Genomic DNA, 17422 nt, shown 5'->3' with positions numbered 1-17422 from the left:
TTTAACTCTCCATATCTGCTAAACTCATAGGTTCAATGTTAAAAAATTCATCACTTGCAATTTTATCCACATAGCTCATTTGTGCGCCTGGATATTGCATCATTCTCCAACCATTTTTATTATCATTTCCACCATAAATTGGATCAGCTAAAACTCCAGCTACTGTCATATCTCTTAAAAGAGTGAAAAAATAAGAAGATTTAAAACCCGTAGTTTGAATTTTTCCTTTTTCAAAATCGCTTAGAATTTTATCCTGATCTCCACCTTTAAGCAGAGAAAAAGATTTTTTATAACGCTTTTGAGCATTTTCTTCAAGAGCATGCACACCTTCTAAAAAAATATCTTTGCGTTGCATAGGAGTTTGATAGCCTTGTTCAGCTTTACCCTCAATGAAAGGTCCTTGCATATATTCTCTATCATTATAACCATAAGCACTAGCTAGCTGATTATCGATAAAATAAGGCACACCTAAACCTATAGCTCCTTCTCCTTGCTCATCTTTAGGATAAATTCTTTCACAGGCTGCACTTAAGGTATCAAATTCAGTTTGAGTTTGAAAAAACATTCTACCTCTAACTTTATTTGATTTTCCTTGTGAAGCTTGATGCGAATGCGTAAGTTCTGCTGCCTTTAAAACAGCACCGCCACCTATAGTACTAGCTGCTACTACAGAACCACCTAAAAGCCCTAGTTTAAAAAAGCTTCTGCGATCAATAATATTGTCTTGCATTACTTCTCCTTGATAATAATTTAAACAAGACTATATTAGCCCTATTAATATAAATTTAACTTTAAAAAGCGATAAATTTTGTGTTATTCTTAATTTTATTTAAGAATATCTTTGAAAGCAATGAAAATAGAACTTTTAATAAAGCTCTATATCTTTAGAATTAAGTTCTTTATAAGCTGCACAAGCTTCTTGATGTTTTTGATCACAAGCCATACCAAAATATCTTTTTGCCTTTGTTAAATCTTGTTTTTCTAGTTGATTATAGCGTCCTAACAAATAACAAGACTCACCAAAACCTAAAGTGCAAGATTTAGAATAAAAAGCAAGGGCAGATTTTACACTTGCTTTAACAAGCTCTCCTTTATCATATAAAGACCCTAATTGATAACAAGCTCTTGCATTTTTTAAATCACAAGATCTTTTATAAAAACTTGAGGCCATTTGTCCATCTTTTTCTTTTTCATAAAATAAAGCTATATTATTACAACTTAACGATTCTCCTAAAGTACAAGCTTTATTAAAAGCCAAAAGAGCTTCATTTTTATAACCTTGATTTTGCAAAAGCAAAGCCATATTAGAACACGCACTTGCTAAACCTAATTTGCAAGCTTTATCATAAAATTTATAAGCTTGATTTAAATCCTTACTCATACCCTTAGCACTTTCGTACATAAAAGCTAAAGAAAAACAAGCTTTAGAAATATCTTTTTCACAAAGGCTTTTAAAAATTTCATAAGCTTTATCAAATTTATTTGCTTCATAAAGTTTTAAACCTTCTTCTAATTCACTTAATGCAAGTAATGAATTAAAAAATAAAAATAAAGCTAAAAATATTCTCATCAATCTTCCTTTATACTTTCTCTAACATTTAAAATCTGTACTCTTCTTTTTCGAAGTTCTGCTTTTTTAAGATCTAAAAATTTACTTTTTTCTTGGATTAAAATTTGACTTTGTTCTAAAAAATTTTTTGCAATTTTTGTCAAAATAGGCTTATTAATAAGCAAAGCTTCAAACTCATAAACATTTAATTCATTTAAAACTCTTTCATAAATTTCACTTTTTTTAGGATAAAAAAGTACAAATTCAGAACTATCAAGCTCATAAAGAACACGGCTTTCATTGATTTTACGACTAAAAAATGCAAGGCTTAGTTTTGTAGCATTTTCATAATTTGTAAAAGCCTTAAGATTTAATTTTTCAAAAAATAAATCAAGTTCTAAAATACTTTTAAATAAAAGCTCTTTAAAATCTTTCAAAAAGTACTCATCGCTTGCATTGCAAAAAGCTCTTAATTCACTAAAATTTTTATCACTTTGGAAAATGTGATCTTTTTGTATGTTTGAAAATTCTGCTTTAAAAAGCAAAATTTCTCTTTCAAGTATGTTTATAAAATCTTTTAATTTCATCTTGATTTCTTCAAAAGATTTATAAAGTTCATTTTTGATTTTTTTAAACTCTTTACTCATCACATCACTATTATAAAACATCGCCAAAAAAGCATCGTCGCTTGAAATATAAGGCGCTTTATAATCATATCTTGTGTATAAATCTTTCTTTAAAAATCCTTTGCTTTCTTTGTAAAAATAAGCATCTTTTTCCTTAACACTTGCAAAAATTTCACTAGAAATTCTTTCGCTAATGCTTTTAAGCTGTTCTAAAATCTGATGATTTAAAATTTCAATCTCTTTTAAAAATTTTTCATACGCTAAAAGTAAATGCTTTTCATAACTTTGAAATTGATTTAATAAACGATCAAAAATACCTACAAAAAGTTGGTTTTCATCTTCTAAAATTTCGCATAAATTTAAAATTTTTCTTTTAACAAATTTTTCTTTTAAAGCTGTTGTATCTAGCTGAGTTAAAAAATCAAGTAAAGATTGAAAATTAGATTTTTCATAGCTTTGCTCATCTTTAGCTTCTTTGCAAGAAATGGTAATAAGCTCATCAAAATATTTTAAAAATACACTTTTTGCATAATTTAAAACATTATCTAGCTCTTCTGTGTTTAATTTATCTTTTTGATTTAATACACAAATGCTATTTTCTCCTAAAAGTTCTAAATTTGCTTTTATAGCATCTTCTTCACTTTTTTTGCCTGCATTATCAATCAAACTTAACCAAATCGCCCCATGAATATTTTTAAGCTCATCAAGAGTTGTTAAAGTATCATTTTCATTTGCATTTAAACCTGGAGTATCTACAAGAGTGATTTTTTCAAGTAAAGGAATGGGTGCAAAAATATGCAAACTTTTTGCTTGTTTTACTTCATTTCTTTGATCCGTATAAAAGGCTAATTTTTCTATATTTGTGATAATATCACTTCCATCTTCAAATTCTACTCTTAAAAAATATTCTTTTGCATAGCGTAAAAAAGTAGGTTTAAAAGTAACAGGAACAACACCCGTAGGCAAACAATCACACCTCAAGATCAAATTTAGCAAACTTGATTTACCACTTGAAAACTGCCCTATAATAGCGATATTAACATTCTTATCTAAAGAAAACACAAGCTCTTTTAATTCATTTTCTAAAGCATAACTTGCGTGCATAAAAGGCTCGTTAAGTTCTTTGCAAAGCTCTTGAATACGCCCTTTAAAACTATCATCAAAGCTCACACTATAAGTATTTTCATAGGCTTTTATAAAATCATTTAAAAGATTAATCTGCATTTAAAAGCCCCATTTCAAGTTGTTTTAATTTTTCAATTTTTTCTAAATTTTCTTCAAAAGAATTTAAAATATTAGCATCTTGATTTTTCAGACTCTGTAAAACTTTTTCAAGACTTTCTAATTTTGATTTTTGATTTTTTTCATAATGTTTTAATTTATCATTTAAAAACTCAAAAAATGCTCCATTGATATTTAAAGAGTTTAAAATTTCGCTCATTTTAAATTCTTTAAAAGTATCAAAAATAACCGTATCTAAATTCGTTTCAAGCTCATATAAATCTGATTTTAGATTGCTTAATTTTTCAATTTTCAATCTTAAAAGTGCAAATTTTTCGCTTTGAAAAATACTATCTATATTTTTTGAAATTCCATCTTTAAAACCTTCAAAACCATTATCAAAATCATCTTTTAAAAAATCATATTTTAAAGATAAATTTGTTTTAAGCTCCTCGATTTTTTTGATATTTTCAAATTTAATTTCCCTTAAAATATCATTAATCCCATCTTTTGTGGTAATATCAACTATATTTAAAATACGAGAAAGATTAAGCTTTTGTGCATTATTTTTTAAATATTTAAACTCATCTATCAAGCGTTCTTTTAATTTTTTAGCCAAAAGTAAAACAAGATTATCTATGCCACTATCTATATTTTTAAGTTTTACAACGGAATTTGAAATTTCATCTTGTGCTTCTTTTAATAAGGTGTTTTGCTTTTGAAGTTCAAGTAAAAGCTTTTGATTTTCTTCACTTACACCTTGTTTATTCTCCTTAATAAGACGATTTTGCATTTCATATTCGCTTAGAATATTTTTAAGCTCTAAATGTAATTCTTTTTTGTAAGCTCTTAAGGCAATCTTACTTTTTTCTCCTGCATAAAGCTCGTTAAAAAGATAGTTTTCAAATTCTTGCATACCACTTTTTTGCAAGCTTTCCTTGGACGCTAAACCTTTATAAAAATCACTTGCCATTTTAGCGCTCACACATAAAAAATCAATCTTTTCCACTAAATTTTCATCTAAATCCACAAGTCTTGATTTTAAGCTTTCCTTGGTATAAACAATGACTTCTTCTAAATCCTTTTTGCTTAACAAATCCACTTTAGTTAAAACAATTAAAAACTTACTCAGCCTTGAGTTTAAAAGACAATGCACCAAAAAGTCTGCATCTTTTTGAGTCAAACTTTGAGAAGCATTCATTAAATGAATTAAAAAATCACTTTCTTTAAGATACTCATTTGTAACAATTTCTCTTTGAACTACAACATCATCAAGCCCTGGAGTATCAACTATGGAAATATTATTTTTTAAAAATTCTAAATGACTTTTAATTTCTATTTTTTTAATTAAAGCTGAAATTTTATTTTTAGCTGAACTGAAATTTTTAAGCTCGCAAAGTGCGATATTTTGTATTAAAGGTTTATCTTTGATAAAATCCTCTATATTTACACTCTTATCCAGCTTGTCAATAAATTCTTTTAAATCTGCATTAAAGTGCGAACTTTCAAGTATATTTTGCCATTCTTTTCTATCCCAAAAATATATCTTTGCTTCTTCACTCTTACCATAGCTTAATACTGTTAAATTAGCTGTTTCAGGTATGTTTGAAACCCCTAAAAAATCTTCTTTTAAAAGAGCATTTAAAAGGCTTGATTTTCCTGCATTCATCACGCCAGTGATGGCTATATTAAACTCTAAATTTTGAAATTTTTCCAAAGTTTTTTGAAGTCTCGATTTTAAATTTTCATCAAAACTTAGCTTTTGAAGCTCCAAATTAATGGCGTTTAATTCTTTAAAATCATTTTGAAATAAAGCTTTTTGATCTATACTTTGAACTTTTTCTTGTGAAATAAAATCAAATATTTCAGTATTTTTTGAAATTTTTTCTAAAATTTTCAAAGCTTTAAGCAAATCTTGCTTTGGAACAAAACCTGATTTAAAAAGATTTAAAATACAAATTTGAGCATTTTGTATACTAAAAATATCCACTCTTAAATCAATTTTTTTGCAAAGCTCTTGAAATTCTTTTAAGAGAAAATATCTTTCATAATTGTCTTTATTGACACTTAAAATAATCGCACACTCGGCCGTATCAAGTTTGCTTTTATCTTGAAATTTAGCATCAAAATTTAAAAATTGGAGTTCATTTTGCCAAACTTTTTGGAATAATTCTTTCATAATCTTCCCCTTAAAAAGGGGAAAGATTTATTTATTTCTTTGAGCGACAAGTTGTCTTCTCATATAAGCGATTTTACTTTGTAAAGGTAATTCTTTAGGGCAATTATCTTCACAAGCAAGCAATGACATACAACCAAAAACACCATCATCATCGCCTACTAATTCATAAAAATCTTCCACACTTCTATGGTCATGCGGATCTTGTAAATATCTAGCTGTTCTTAAAAGCCCTGTAGCAGCTATGAAATTTGGGCGCATAAGTTTAGTTGCACAAGAAGCTACACAAATTCCACACTCTATACAACGATCAAGTTCAAAAGTTTCATCCGCAACTTCTGGCTCAATACGTTCTTCAAGTTTAGAAATATCAGTTTCTTTTTCATTATGCACCCAGCTTTCAACACGTTTACACATGTCTTCAAACCACTCGCCTGTATTCACGCTTAAATCTTTAATATGTCTAAATGCAGGCATAGGCATAAGCTCTATCACTCCATCAAGATAATCTTTAGTCAAAGTTTTACAAGCAAGTTTTGGCACTCCATTAATCATCATTGCACAAGATCCGCAAATCCCTGCACGACAAACAAAGTCAAAACTCAGATCTGCATCCATTTTTTCACGGATCAAAGTCAAACATACAAAAACCGTCATAAAAGGAGTTTCTTCAAGCTCATAAGTCACAAAATGTGGTTTAGAAATTTTGCTTAAAGGATTGTATTTAAATGCCTTTATTGTCAATTTTCTACTCATAATCAACTCCTATTCTTTGGTTTGGTGCTTTATATTTAGCTTGCAATTCATAAGGCATTAAAGCGTTTTGAATTTCATAACGACCTTTGCCTTCAGCTTCCATTTTTTCACGGATAGCATCCACTTCAGCTTGGCGTTTTTCACTTAAAGGATTTTCTATAATATTTCCTTTAGCACCGTATCCACGGAATGCTGGTGGAATTTCCATTTTCATAATATCAAGCTCTTCGTATTCTATGCGTGGCAAAGTTTCGCCTTCTACCCAAAAAGTATTAGTTCTTTTCATCCAATTTAAATCATCTCTTTTTGGATAATCTTCCCTATAATGCGCCCCACGACTTTCTGTTCTTAAAAGTGCTCCATAAGCTACACAAAGTGCTATTTTTAACATTCTTGGCACTCTATACGCTTCTTCAAGCTCTGGATTTGCACAATCAAGTTCTTTACAATGTACTTTAACGTCTTGAGAATCTTTATAAAGTTTTTCAAGTTCATCTACTGCTTCTTTCAAACCTTCACCTGTTCTAAAGATGGCCACCTTATCCCACATGATTTCTTTCATTCTGTTTTTGATTTCAAAAACATTATATTTACCTTCTTTATCTACTAAAGATTTTAAATATTGATACTCTTTAGTTAAGAAGTCTTTTACTACATTTGTATCAATTACTTCACCATTATTTTTACAATAATCTGCAAAATAATCTCCCACTATCATGCCTGCTACAACAGTTTCAGCACATGAATTTCCACCTAAACGATTAAATCCATGCATATCCCAGCAAGCTGCTTCTCCACAAGCAAAAAGTCCGTTTAACCATTGACTTTCACCTGTTGGTTTAGTTCTAATTCCACCCATAGAATAATGTTGCATTGGAAGAACTGGCGCCCAACCTTTTGGACCTTCATCTGCCGGATCAATACCATTAAAAGTTTTACAAATATCTTGCACATCACGAAGATTTTTTTCCACATGCGCACGACCTAGTATAGAAATATCAAGCCATAAATGATCTCCATAAGGACTTTTTACACCTTTACCTTTACGAATATGCTCCATCATTCTACGACTTACCACATCACGGCTTGCAAGTTCTTTTTTCTCTGGTTCATAATCAGGCATAAAACGATATCCATCCACATCACGCAAAATTCCGCCATCACCACGACAACCTTCGGTAAGCAAAATACCGCTTGGCACAATAGGAGTTGGGTGAAATTGCACTGCTTCCATGTTTGAAAGTCTGCAAAGTCCCGTTTCAAGAGCGATAGCCGCACCTGTTCCTTCACAAATTACTGCATTTGTAGTTTGTTTATAAATTCTACCATAACCCCCTGTTGCTATCATAGTTCCTCTCGCAATATAAGCGATTAATTGTCCGTTGGTTAAATCTCTAGCAATCACACCTAAACATTTTTTACCATCGTGGATAATTCTTACTGCTTCCATTCTATCAATGATTTTTACTTGATGTTTAATGGCTTCATTTGCTACACCATAAAGCATACAATGGCCTGTTGCATCTGCAATATAACAAGTTCTCCATTTTTTTGTTCCACCAAAATCCCTTGCATTGATAAGTCCATGCGCTTCTTCTTTTTCTTCAATCACAGTTTTTTGCGCATTGATTACAACAGTTCTTGGACCTTTAGTAACTCTAGTCCAAGGCACACCCCAAGCCGCAAGTTCACGCACTGCTTTTGGTGCAGTTTGAGCAAACATTCTTGCTACTTCTTGATCACAGCCCCAATCACTTCCTTTTACTGTATCTGCGAAGTGAAGATCTTCATTATCACCCTCACCTTTCGCCCCATTTGCTAAACTTGCCTGCATACCTCCTTGCACCGCTGCAGAGTGAGAACGCTTCACTGGACAAATACTTAAAAGTGTTACACTTTGGCCACTCTTTGCTACTTCAATAGCCGCTCTAAGACCTGCTAATCCTCCGCCTATTACTAAAGCATCACTATATTGTATATTCATAATTTGCTCCATTGTAGTTTTTTATCATCGCAGTAGTTTGGGTTTGATTTTGGTAATTTTCATAACCTATTTTTATAAATGCTACAAGACTTAACACACCTAAAACTAGGAAGAAAATACTGATTATCCATTTAGCAGTTTTAAGCTTTTTACGACTTTCTTTTACATTTTTTCCTTCAAACCAACCCCATTTAACACAAAGTCTATAAAGCCCTATACTTCCATGAAGTTCAACACAGACTAAAAGAACAGCATAAAAAAGCCACATAAAATGACTTACAACCCTATCTCCTGACATATCGCCGCTGATTTTATCTGCATTGGTTACAATAAAAATAAGATGAGCAGAACCTAAGAAAAACATAATAAAACCTGTAAAAGCTTGAACCCACCATAACGAAGTATCGCTGTGATTCATTTTTTTACTGTGTGTTCTTAGTATTTGATACTGACGGTAATTAATAGGAAATTTTCTCATTGCAAGTAAAGCATGGACGAAAAAAACCACTAAAACACAGGCGGCTAAAAATGAAGTAAGATAACTCATAACAGGATTATCGTAAACAAATTTTAATTCTAAAAAATGTACCACAGAATTAAAAAAATCCTCACTGACTAAAATTGTAGAAACAAAAAGCATATGCACCCACATAAAAAGACCTAAAAAAAGCCCTGAGGCACTTTGGATAAAGTCTAATTTCGCAGGCATTTTACTTTTTTTGCCCTCAATGCTCTTACCCAAATAACCTTCGATAAGCTCACGCATCTTTACTCCTTTGTAAAAAGAAATTAAAAAAAATCCATTTCATTATATTACAAAAGTCTTTAAGATAGATTAAATATTTACTTTTTTAAACTTTATACAAATATAAACTAACAAAGCTGTTATAAACATTATAAAACTTAAAATTTGCCCCATACTCATACCCCATAAAACAAAACCTATACCAAAATCAGGCTCGCGATAAAATTCACATATAAATCTTGCCAATGAATAAGCACCAGCATACACGAGAATCAATTCCCCTTGAAAACTTTGCTTAAATCTTGCTAAATAAACTATAATAAAAACAACAATACCTTCTAAAAATGCTTCATAAAGTTGCGATGGATGGCGCAATACTCCATCAACATAAATTCCCCAAGGCACATTTGTAATGCGACCAAAAAGCTCTTGATTTAAAAAATTTCCTATGCGACCAAAAACATAAGCCAATGGAACACTTAAAGCAACCAAATCAAGAAAAATCCAAGGATTTGTTTTATATTTTTTACAAAACAATAAAGTAGCTATCAAAAATCCTATAATTGCTCCATGATAACTCATACCTCGAATACCTACAAATTCACCATTAATATAAGGATTAAAAATTTGCCAAGGATGAGTAATATAATACATAGTATTTGCATCATAAATCAAAATATATCCAAGTCTTGCACCTAAAATAACCCCTATTTCAACCCATATAAAATAACTATCCAAATGTTTTTCATTAATGTCTAGTTGAAATTTTCTTACAAAAAATTTAGCCAAAAGCAAAGCCAAAAGCAAAGCTATAACATACATAATGCCATACCAATGCACCTTTAAACCAAAGATGCTAAAAGCTATAACATTAAAATTTGAATAAATATGCTGCCAAAATTCCATATATCTTTCCTAATTTTCTTTTATAAAAATATAACAAAAAAACTTTAACTTGCTATAATTAACACAAACACATTAAATAAAGGTAAAAAATGAAAAAATATATTTTACTTGCTAGTAGTATGTTAATTTTAGCAGCTTGTGGAGGCACAAGTAGTAATTTTGTCAATGTTTCTATGCCAAATTTTAAACCCCAAGTTCCAACAAAGGTTGAACCTATTGATTCTGGAGTAAGCATTGCTCTTGAGCCTATTAATATAGAACAAAATAACAATTATTCTGATTATTTTGAAAATTCAGTGCTTAAAATTCGCATAGAAAAAGAAATTGATCTTTTAAAACAAAATTTAGAAGAGCAGATCAAAACCATCGCTCAACTAAAAGGCTATAAAATAGTTACTACTAATCCAGACTACACTCTTAAAAGTTCAATCAGTATTTATACGGAAGAAAAAAATGCACAAAAAACAAGCAATTTTATGAGTGGAGATTATGTAAAATCCAATTTAGGTATAAATTTTAAAGGTAAAATAGATTTTATAGATGCACACAATCCACAAAATTCAACCAATCTTTCAAGTAGCACTAAACTAGATTCTTTAGTTGCGCTTAACTATCCTATTAAAAATGATGATGGGGTTAATATGTTTAAAACTACTATCTCCACCGTACCAACTCAACTCAATAAAGGTTTAGAGCAACCTGCTTTTGAAATTGATAAAAGTTTTTTAGCTTTTTATAAAAATACATTAAATACACTTTATAACAATCTACCAAAAGCAACAGACATAGGCAAAACTATACCTAATACAAACAGTGGTTTTAATAGTTTTGATGGCGATGCTACCTTTGAAGAAAGCTTACCTCAAACAAATTCTAATCAAAATAATACAATTGAAAACACGCCTACAAAAAATATTCCTACAAATCCATCTTCAACAAATCAAAATAATCAAAGTAAAAATCAAGATGGGGTAGAAATATTTGAATGATAAAACTTGTGGGAAAATTAAACTTTCTCACACAAAAAATAAGATTTTCTTATACAAGAAAAATAACTATCATTCTACTTTAAAATCAATGCCTGTTGCATTGCATTTTTTATCATCTCTCTTTTATCTTGTATTTCAAAAAAAAGTTCAAAAGCAAAAACTCCTTGCCATAAAAGCATATCAAGTCCATCTTTAATTTTTAAATGATACTCTTTACACAATCTATAAAAAGGTGTTTCTCTGCCATAAATTACCTCAAAAGCAAATTTAGCTTTAGGTAAAATTCTATCTAAAAGCTCTCTATCACAAGGTAAATTTTCATCTTTTAATCCAGCAGAAGTTGAATTTATAACCAAATCAAAGTCAAAATCTTGCAAGTTTTTATAAAGATAAGTTGGATAAGCTAAAAAATCTTTAAATCTTTCTTTACTACGATTAGCTATATACACTTCTACGCCTTTTTGTTTTAATGCATAAGCAAGCGCCAAAGCTGTACCTCCAGCACCCAAAATCAAAGCTTTTTTTATATTATCAAAATCCTTAATAGCTTCTAAAAAACCTAAAGCATCAGTATTATAAGCGTAAATTTTATCTTCTTTTAAGCATAAAGTATTTGCAGAGCCAATATTTCTAGCAAAATCATCCTTCACATCAGCAATATCTAAAGCTTTTTCCTTAAAAGGCAAAGTAATATTAGCTCCACTAAGTCCTAATTTAAAAAAATCTTCTCTTAAACAGTTAGCATTTCTTAAATGATAGCGTGTATAAATGCTATCAAGCCCTAAGGCTTTGATGGCATTATTATGCATTCTAGGCGATTTAGAGTGAGAAATAGGATCGCCTATAACTGCTAAAAATTTCATTTTAAAGTAAAAGAAAAAGCATCTTTTGCAATATCCTTACGGATTTTAGCAAGTTCTGCTGCAATATCTGCCTTTTCAAATGGTCCTATTAAAACCTTGGTAATTTCTTTACCTCCAACTGTAGTTTTATAAAGTTTATAATCATAACCTTTTTGCTTTACAGAAGCAAGTTCTTTTGATTTTTGATCCAAATTACTTACTGAGAAAATTTGCACATAAATACCCGATGCTAAACCACTTGGATGCACAGGTTTAGCATCAACATTTTTAAATAAATCATTTGCATTTTGTTCTTTTTTAGGGGTTTGTTTTGCACTTTCTTTTTCTTTTTTTACAGCTGTTTGTTTTTTTGCTTCTTCTTTAGGTTTTGCAGTTTGTTTTACTTCTTGTTTGGGAGTACTTGCTTGTGGAGTGGTATTTGCTGAAGTAGTTGCTGTTGGTTCTGCTGGAACTTCTTGATCAGGCATAGCAAAATTTGTAGTATCATTGTTATTTGAACTAGAGGTTGTTGTATTTTGAGTTGTATTTTGTTCATCTTGAAATTGTTTTCTTAATGCCTCAAACTGATCTTCTGCTGAAGTATTATCTGTAATTGGCATACTTTCAAAAGAAGTATCATTGTTATTGTCTTGAGTTGCTATAGGTTCACTTGGCAATACACTTTGATTTTGCGTATTTTCATCACCACTACCATTAATAAGCTTCATAACTATCATGATAGCTAAAAACAAAATAACTAAAGCAATAACTCGTAAAAGAATTTTTTTTACTTTTTCACTTTTATTACTTTTTTCTAAAATAATATCATCAAATTCATTTTTTTGATTTTCCATAATTTGTCCTTTCTTACATATGCTTAGACCAAGAACTTTCTCGTTCTTTTTGATAAACCTCATAAGGCAATATTAAAATATTAAATTCCCTAGGTACATCCATGCTAGGAAACACCTTCCATTCTATTGGCATTTTACTTGCAAACATCATTGAAAGTTTAGACGCTAAAGAATAACCTTCGTTTAACGCCGTGTGTCCTTTGTGAATATAAAGATGTAAATGTCCTGGAGTTTTAGTCTTATAGGCTGTGAAATTTATAAAACCTTCTTCTCTTAAGATAAGTTGTGCACGGTGATAAAATCTTTCAGCATTAAAACCATTATAATCAAAGACAATATTTTCTACTTTATTATCTTTTGTTATTAAATCATGAGCGACAACAATTTTTTTAGCAGCGTGTTCTCTCATGACATTTAAATTTAAAGGAGCATCAACTCTTTCAAATTTATCAAAAAACAAGCGACCTCTATGTGTAATTTTATTTACAATTTTATCACGTCTTATATAATAATGATCGCCAATTATTTTAATTAGCGACATATCCATTGGTGAAATCAAAACATAGCCCTTTCATAAATAATAAAATTACTTGCAAGTTTTTTTAATTCTTGTTTAATATTCTCTTGTAATTTTTCATTATTAATATCATCTAAAATATCTGCAATATAATTTGACACAGTTTCCATTTCTTTTTCTTTAAAACCTCTGGCAGTAAGAGCTGGAGTTCCAAGTCTTAATCCACTTGTGATAAAAGGACTTCTAATCTCTCCTGGAACGGTATTTTTATTTGCAGTAATACCTGCATTTCCAAGAGCTAAATCTGCATCTTTTCCACTAAATTCACGATCTAAAAAACTCATTAAAATAAGGTGATTATCCGTTCCATCGCTAACAAGTTTAAATTTTCTATCCATTAAAACATTAGCTAAAACTTGAGCATTGGTTCTTACTTGTTTTGCATAAACTTTCCACTCATCGCTAAGATTAAATTTAAATCCTACTGCTTTTGCAGCAATTACATGCATCAAAGGACCACCTTGAATACCTGGAAAAATCGCAGAATTAATTTTTTTAGCAAGCTCTTCATCATTTGTCATAATAATACCACCTCTTGGACCACGCAAAGTTTTATGTGTAGTTGAGCTTACTACATGAGCGTGCGGAAAAGGACTTGGATGCTCGCCTGCCACAACAAGACCTGCAATATGTGCTATATCAGCAAAAAGATAGGCACCTATTTCATTAGCAATTTCTCTAAATTTAGCAAAATCAATCACTCTTGCATAAGCACTAGCTCCACAAACTATAAGTTTTGGTTTTTCTTTTTTAGCAATTTCTCTTACTTTTTCATAATCAATTCTTCCATCAAGTTCTACGCCGTAAAAACAACTTTCGTACATTTTACCCGAAGAACTTACTTTTGCACCATGAGTTAAATGTCCACCATGACTTAAATCCATTCCTAAAATTTTATCACCTGGATTAATCAAAGCCGCATAAACACCTTGATTAGCTTGAGAACCTGAATTAGGCTGAACATTAGCAAATTTACAATTAAAAAGTTTTTTACATCTTTCAATAGCTAGAGTTTCAATCTCATCAACAAATTCACAACCACCATAATATCTTTTACCCGGATAACCTTCTGCGTATTTGTTCGTCAAGATACTTCCCATAACTTCCATTACTTCAGGTAAAGTGAAATTTTCACTCGCTATCATTTCAAGACCTTCGCATTGACGCTCTAACTCTTTGTTTGTTAAATCAAAAATTTCTTTATCAAACATTTCTAAACTCATTCTTTCTCCTTTAGTTCTGATTTTAATGGACGCATTGCAGGAAACAATATCACATCTCGAATAGATTTTTTATTTGTCAAAAGCATAACAAGTCTATCTATGCCTATACCCTGCCCTGCCGTTGGAGGCATTCCATAACCCAAAGCATTTACAAAATCTTCATCCATTTCGCAAGCCTCTTCATCGCCTGCATTTTTAGCTTCAATTTGTTTTAAAAATCTCTCACATTGATCAAGAGGATCATTAAGCTCATTAAAACCATTTGCCAATTCTCTTCCACAAATAAACAACTCAAATCTCTCAGCAATCTGAGAATCCCCGTCGCTACGTCTTGATAAAGGACTTATGGAAATAGGAAAATCAATCACAAAAGTAGGATTGATCAATTTTTCTTCCACATAATTATCAAAAAGTTCAGCTTGCAAATGCCCAAGTTCAAGCTTTTCATTCGCTTCAAAACCATCTACTTTTAATTTAGTAAGAATTTTTTCCTTATCTTCAATTAAATCCCTATCTAAACCACCATACTTACAAAGTGCGTCTTTATAGGTTATTCTTTCAAAAGGTTTAGAAAAATCTATCATTTTTCCATCAAATTCTATTGTTTTTCCTAAATTAAGTTTATCCAAAAGTAAAGCAAAAAGTTCTTCAGTTAAATCCATTAAATCTTTATAATTATGATAGGCCCAATAAAATTCTATAGTTGTAAATTCGGGATTATGAGTTAAATCCATACCTTCGTTTCTAAAACAACGATTGATTTCAAAAACCGCCTCAAAACCACCCACTATAAGTCTTTTAAGATAAAGTTCTGGAGCAATTCTTAAAAATCTTTCTACGCCTAAAGAATTGTGAAAAGTTACAAAAGGCTTAGCGTTTGCTCCACCTGCAATCGGATGCATCATAGGAGTTTCTACTTCTAAAAAGCCTTTATTTTCAAAAAAATGACGGATTAAACTCACCACTTTAGAACGCACTAAAAAATCTTTTCTAACTTCGGCATTCATTATCATATCAACATAACGTTTGCGATATCTTTGCTCAATATCTGTTAATCCATGATATTTTTCAGGTAAAGGAACAATAGCTTTTGTAGCAAGTTTTATTTCACTTGCATGCAAACTAAACTCACCTGTTTTAGTTACAAAAGGAAAACCTTTAACCAAAACAATATCACCCACCTCTAAATTCTTTTTTAAAATCGTATAAAGTTCTTCACCTACGCTATCTTTACTAAAATAAATTTGTAAATTTGTATCCTCATCTTCAATGTTTGCAAAAATCGATTTTCCTGCTATACGCAAAAGTTTCAAACGTCCTGCAACAACAGCATTGATACTTTCATCCCTTTTTTCAACTTGCTCTAAAATATAAGAAAATTTATCCTTAAAAGTCTTTAAAGACATTTCTTTTTCTAAAAAATGAGGATAAGGATTAATCCCTAAATTTTTTAACTCTTTAGCTTTTTCTATTCTTTGCTGCTCTAAAATATTATCAAACATTTATATTTTTACCTTTGCTTTTTGATTATTACAATCACCACAAACACCATAAAGCTGCATCAAATGGCTTGTAAGTTTAAAACCATGTTCTTTTGCAATCAAGGCTTGCTGTCTTTCTATAATAGGATTTTCAAACTCTATAATTTTTCCGCAATTTTTACATATCATATGATCATGGTGAGGTTTATTGGCAAGCTCATATTTTTTACCTGCTAAACCAAAAGAAATGGAAGTTACCATTTCTGCTTCTTCAAGCAAATTTAAAGTACGATAAACAGTTGCAATTCCTACATTTAAATCAGGTTCAGCTTGTTTGATTTCGATATATAAACTTTCGGGTGTGTAATGAGTATCGCTATGATAAAGAGTTTTTAAAAGCACTTCTCTTTGCTTGGTATATTTAAGTCCGCCTTGTCTTAATATTTTTTTAAATCTCTCAAGTAAAACATCATATTCCACATTTTCTATCAGCATATCACTCCCCTTTTTGAGTATTGTTTAAATCACTTACAATATCTTGCAACTTTTCACTAGCATGATCTAGACTATTTTCTGTTAAAGGTTGATTCATAATAAAAGATCCCGTTTCTTTAAGTAAATTTAAAGTATAGCTATTTTTAGCAAAATTATCTAATTTATCATTTAAAAAATCGATTCTTGCTACACAAAAAACCAAAATTGCAAAAATTAAAAAGATTTTTGCTCCGCCAAATATAAAGCCACCAATACGATCTAAAAAACCTAGGCCACTTAATTTAATCAACTTAGAAAGAAAATTACCCACCAATAAACAAACTATCCAAAAAATAATTAATATGGCCAAAAATCCAGCAAATCCAGCTAAGCTTTGATTTTCTATCTTATAAAAAGTACTTTGTATAAATTCAGCTGCTTGAGTTGCGTATTTTGAAGCAATAAAAACACCACCAATAATACCCAAAAGTCCAAAAATTTCTTTTATCAAACCATTGATAATACCCTTAAGCCCTAAAAGCAAGGTAAATCCTAAAATAAAAGCATCAAACCAATAAAAATTCATTTCAATCACTCTCTGATTTTTGTTTTAAATTTATTCTACAAATAAGCACTAAATGCTAAGTTAATCATTCTATGATTTTAGGAACAACAAAAAAATGTTCTTGTTTTTTTGGAGCACAATCTAAAACCTCATCAATAACATTGCTCTTTCTTATCTCATCAATCCTCAAAGGAGCTCCACCTTTTATAGTACTCACAGTAATCTCTTGGGAATCTAGATCAAGTTCGTTTAATTTTTCAACAAAATTCACAATTTCACTTAACTGTACAATGGTTTCATTTCTGTTTTTTGTTATTTGTAAAGCGCTTAATTTTTCAAGCTTGCTTAATAATTTCTCATCTATTTGCATTTCTTAAACCTTAATAAAAAAGTTAAAATTTTGAAAATTATATCATAAAAAGCTTTAAATTGTTTAGGATATTTTGCAATTTAT

Annotated in this window: 17 protein-coding genes; 1 reads left to right on the top strand and 16 read right to left on the bottom strand. The window is 30.3% G+C overall.

All coding sequences use genetic code 11. The features are described from left to right. Window position 1: 1 nt before the first annotated feature. The 8 genes from AT682_RS02015 to lgt form a co-directional block, all read right to left on the bottom strand. On the bottom strand, window positions 2-730 hold the full coding sequence (locus tag AT682_RS02015; RefSeq protein ID WP_002855611.1) for a gluconate 2-dehydrogenase subunit 3 family protein: 729 nt from the start codon (window positions 728-730) through the stop codon (window positions 2-4). Window positions 731-865: 135 nt separating this feature from the next. After that, window positions 866-1570, bottom strand: a complete 705-nt coding sequence (locus AT682_RS02010) for a tetratricopeptide repeat protein (RefSeq protein WP_002860264.1) — start codon at window positions 1568-1570, stop codon at window positions 866-868. Next, the gene (locus tag AT682_RS02005) at window positions 1570-3399 is read right to left on the bottom strand and encodes a dynamin family protein (RefSeq protein ID WP_002883470.1); all 1830 of its coding nucleotides are present in this window, start codon (window positions 3397-3399) and stop codon (window positions 1570-1572) included. The genes AT682_RS02010 and AT682_RS02005 overlap by 1 nt, the downstream gene beginning before the upstream one ends. Beyond that, a complete protein-coding gene (locus AT682_RS02000) occupies window positions 3389-5575 on the bottom strand; it encodes a dynamin family protein (protein ID WP_002883471.1) in 2187 nt (728 codons plus the stop codon). Before AT682_RS02000 ends, AT682_RS02005 begins: the two co-directional genes overlap by 11 nt. Window positions 5576-5602: 27 nt before the next feature. Continuing rightward, window positions 5603-6328: a fumarate reductase iron-sulfur subunit gene (frdB, locus tag AT682_RS01995; RefSeq protein ID WP_002883472.1), complete on the bottom strand. Its 726-nt coding sequence runs from the start codon at window positions 6326-6328 to the stop codon at window positions 5603-5605. Further along, window positions 6321-8312, bottom strand: a complete 1992-nt coding sequence (frdA, locus tag AT682_RS01990) for a fumarate reductase flavoprotein subunit (RefSeq protein WP_002861159.1) — start codon at window positions 8310-8312, stop codon at window positions 6321-6323. The genes frdB and frdA overlap by 8 nt, the downstream gene beginning before the upstream one ends. Next, window positions 8296-9078 carry a fumarate reductase cytochrome b subunit gene (gene frdC / locus AT682_RS01985; RefSeq protein ID WP_002883473.1) on the bottom strand — a complete coding sequence of 261 codons (783 nt, stop codon included), beginning with the start codon at window positions 9076-9078 and terminating at the stop codon, window positions 8296-8298. The genes frdA and frdC overlap by 17 nt, the downstream gene beginning before the upstream one ends. A gap of 69 nt (window positions 9079-9147) precedes the next feature. Next, the gene (lgt, locus tag AT682_RS01980) at window positions 9148-9963 is read right to left on the bottom strand and encodes a prolipoprotein diacylglyceryl transferase (RefSeq protein WP_002854600.1); all 816 of its coding nucleotides are present in this window, start codon (window positions 9961-9963) and stop codon (window positions 9148-9150) included. A gap of 89 nt (window positions 9964-10052) precedes the next feature. Between lgt and AT682_RS01975 the strand changes: the two genes are divergently transcribed. Beyond that, window positions 10053-10952, top strand: coding sequence for a membrane lipoprotein lipid attachment site-containing protein (locus AT682_RS01975; RefSeq protein ID WP_002882161.1), 900 nt, complete (start codon window positions 10053-10055; stop codon window positions 10950-10952). Between the two features lie 74 nt (window positions 10953-11026). Here AT682_RS01975 and aroE read toward each other — a convergent pair whose 3' ends face one another. From aroE to gatC, 8 genes are all read right to left on the bottom strand, one after another. Then, a complete protein-coding gene (aroE, locus tag AT682_RS01970) occupies window positions 11027-11815 on the bottom strand; it encodes a shikimate dehydrogenase (RefSeq protein WP_002858718.1) in 789 nt (262 codons plus the stop codon). Beyond that, window positions 11812-12648: an SPOR domain-containing protein gene (locus tag AT682_RS01965; RefSeq protein ID WP_002882162.1), complete on the bottom strand. Its 837-nt coding sequence runs from the start codon at window positions 12646-12648 to the stop codon at window positions 11812-11814. The genes aroE and AT682_RS01965 overlap by 4 nt, the downstream gene beginning before the upstream one ends. Before the next feature lie 13 nt (window positions 12649-12661). Then, complete coding sequence (locus tag AT682_RS01960) at window positions 12662-13207, bottom strand: DUF1882 domain-containing protein (protein ID WP_002882163.1); 546 nt, start codon at window positions 13205-13207, stop codon at window positions 12662-12664. Beyond that, window positions 13204-14448, bottom strand: coding sequence for a serine hydroxymethyltransferase (gene glyA, locus AT682_RS01955; RefSeq protein ID WP_002882164.1), 1245 nt, complete (start codon window positions 14446-14448; stop codon window positions 13204-13206). The genes AT682_RS01960 and glyA overlap by 4 nt, the downstream gene beginning before the upstream one ends. Next, window positions 14445-15950, bottom strand: coding sequence for a lysine--tRNA ligase (gene lysS, locus AT682_RS01950; RefSeq protein ID WP_002882165.1), 1506 nt, complete (start codon window positions 15948-15950; stop codon window positions 14445-14447). Before lysS ends, glyA begins: the two co-directional genes overlap by 4 nt. Further along, entirely contained in the window at window positions 15951-16424 is a 474-nt protein-coding gene (gene fur / locus AT682_RS01945; RefSeq protein WP_002882167.1) for a Fur family transcriptional regulator, read from the bottom strand. A gap of 1 nt (window position 16425) precedes the next feature. Next, window positions 16426-16989 (bottom strand): CvpA family protein, encoded by a 564-nt coding sequence (locus AT682_RS01940; RefSeq protein ID WP_002882168.1) that lies wholly within the window; start codon window positions 16987-16989, stop codon window positions 16426-16428. A 64-nt stretch (window positions 16990-17053) separates the two neighbouring features. After that, on the bottom strand, window positions 17054-17338 hold the full coding sequence (gene gatC, locus AT682_RS01935; RefSeq protein ID WP_002882170.1) for an Asp-tRNA(Asn)/Glu-tRNA(Gln) amidotransferase subunit GatC: 285 nt from the start codon (window positions 17336-17338) through the stop codon (window positions 17054-17056). Window positions 17339-17422 lie beyond the last annotated feature (84 nt).

Origin of the sequence: Campylobacter jejuni, from assembly GCF_001457695.1 — a bacterium.
GTDB classification, from domain to species: domain Bacteria; phylum Campylobacterota; class Campylobacteria; order Campylobacterales; family Campylobacteraceae; genus Campylobacter_D; species Campylobacter_D jejuni.
This window is presented reverse-complemented; position numbering and strand designations above follow the sequence as displayed.

Excerpts from the sequence above, each read along its gene's own strand:
- AT682_RS02015 (WP_002855611.1), bottom strand. The coding sequence starts at position 730 with ATGCAAGACAATATTATTGATCGCAGAAGCTTTTTTAAACTAGGGCTT.
- AT682_RS02010 (WP_002860264.1), bottom strand. The coding sequence starts at position 1,570 with ATGAGAATATTTTTAGCTTTATTTTTATTTTTTAATTCATTACTTGCA.
- AT682_RS02005 (WP_002883470.1), bottom strand. The coding sequence starts at position 3,399 with ATGCAGATTAATCTTTTAAATGATTTTATAAAAGCCTATGAAAATACT.
- AT682_RS02000 (WP_002883471.1), bottom strand. The coding sequence starts at position 5,575 with ATGAAAGAATTATTCCAAAAAGTTTGGCAAAATGAACTCCAATTTTTA.
- frdB (WP_002883472.1), bottom strand. The coding sequence starts at position 6,328 with ATGAGTAGAAAATTGACAATAAAGGCATTTAAATACAATCCTTTAAGC.
- frdA (WP_002861159.1), bottom strand. The coding sequence starts at position 8,312 with ATGAATATACAATATAGTGATGCTTTAGTAATAGGCGGAGGATTAGCA.
- frdC (WP_002883473.1), bottom strand. The coding sequence starts at position 9,078 with ATGCGTGAGCTTATCGAAGGTTATTTGGGTAAGAGCATTGAGGGCAAA.
- lgt (WP_002854600.1), bottom strand. The coding sequence starts at position 9,963 with ATGGAATTTTGGCAGCATATTTATTCAAATTTTAATGTTATAGCTTTT.
- AT682_RS01975 (WP_002882161.1), top strand. The coding sequence starts at position 10,053 with ATGAAAAAATATATTTTACTTGCTAGTAGTATGTTAATTTTAGCAGCT.
- aroE (WP_002858718.1), bottom strand. The coding sequence starts at position 11,815 with ATGAAATTTTTAGCAGTTATAGGCGATCCTATTTCTCACTCTAAATCG.
- AT682_RS01965 (WP_002882162.1), bottom strand. The coding sequence starts at position 12,648 with ATGGAAAATCAAAAAAATGAATTTGATGATATTATTTTAGAAAAAAGT.
- glyA (WP_002882164.1), bottom strand. The coding sequence starts at position 14,448 with ATGAGTTTAGAAATGTTTGATAAAGAAATTTTTGATTTAACAAACAAA.
- lysS (WP_002882165.1), bottom strand. The coding sequence starts at position 15,950 with ATGTTTGATAATATTTTAGAGCAGCAAAGAATAGAAAAAGCTAAAGAG.
- fur (WP_002882167.1), bottom strand. The coding sequence starts at position 16,424 with ATGCTGATAGAAAATGTGGAATATGATGTTTTACTTGAGAGATTTAAA.
- AT682_RS01940 (WP_002882168.1), bottom strand. The coding sequence starts at position 16,989 with ATGAATTTTTATTGGTTTGATGCTTTTATTTTAGGATTTACCTTGCTT.
- gatC (WP_002882170.1), bottom strand. The coding sequence starts at position 17,338 with ATGCAAATAGATGAGAAATTATTAAGCAAGCTTGAAAAATTAAGCGCT.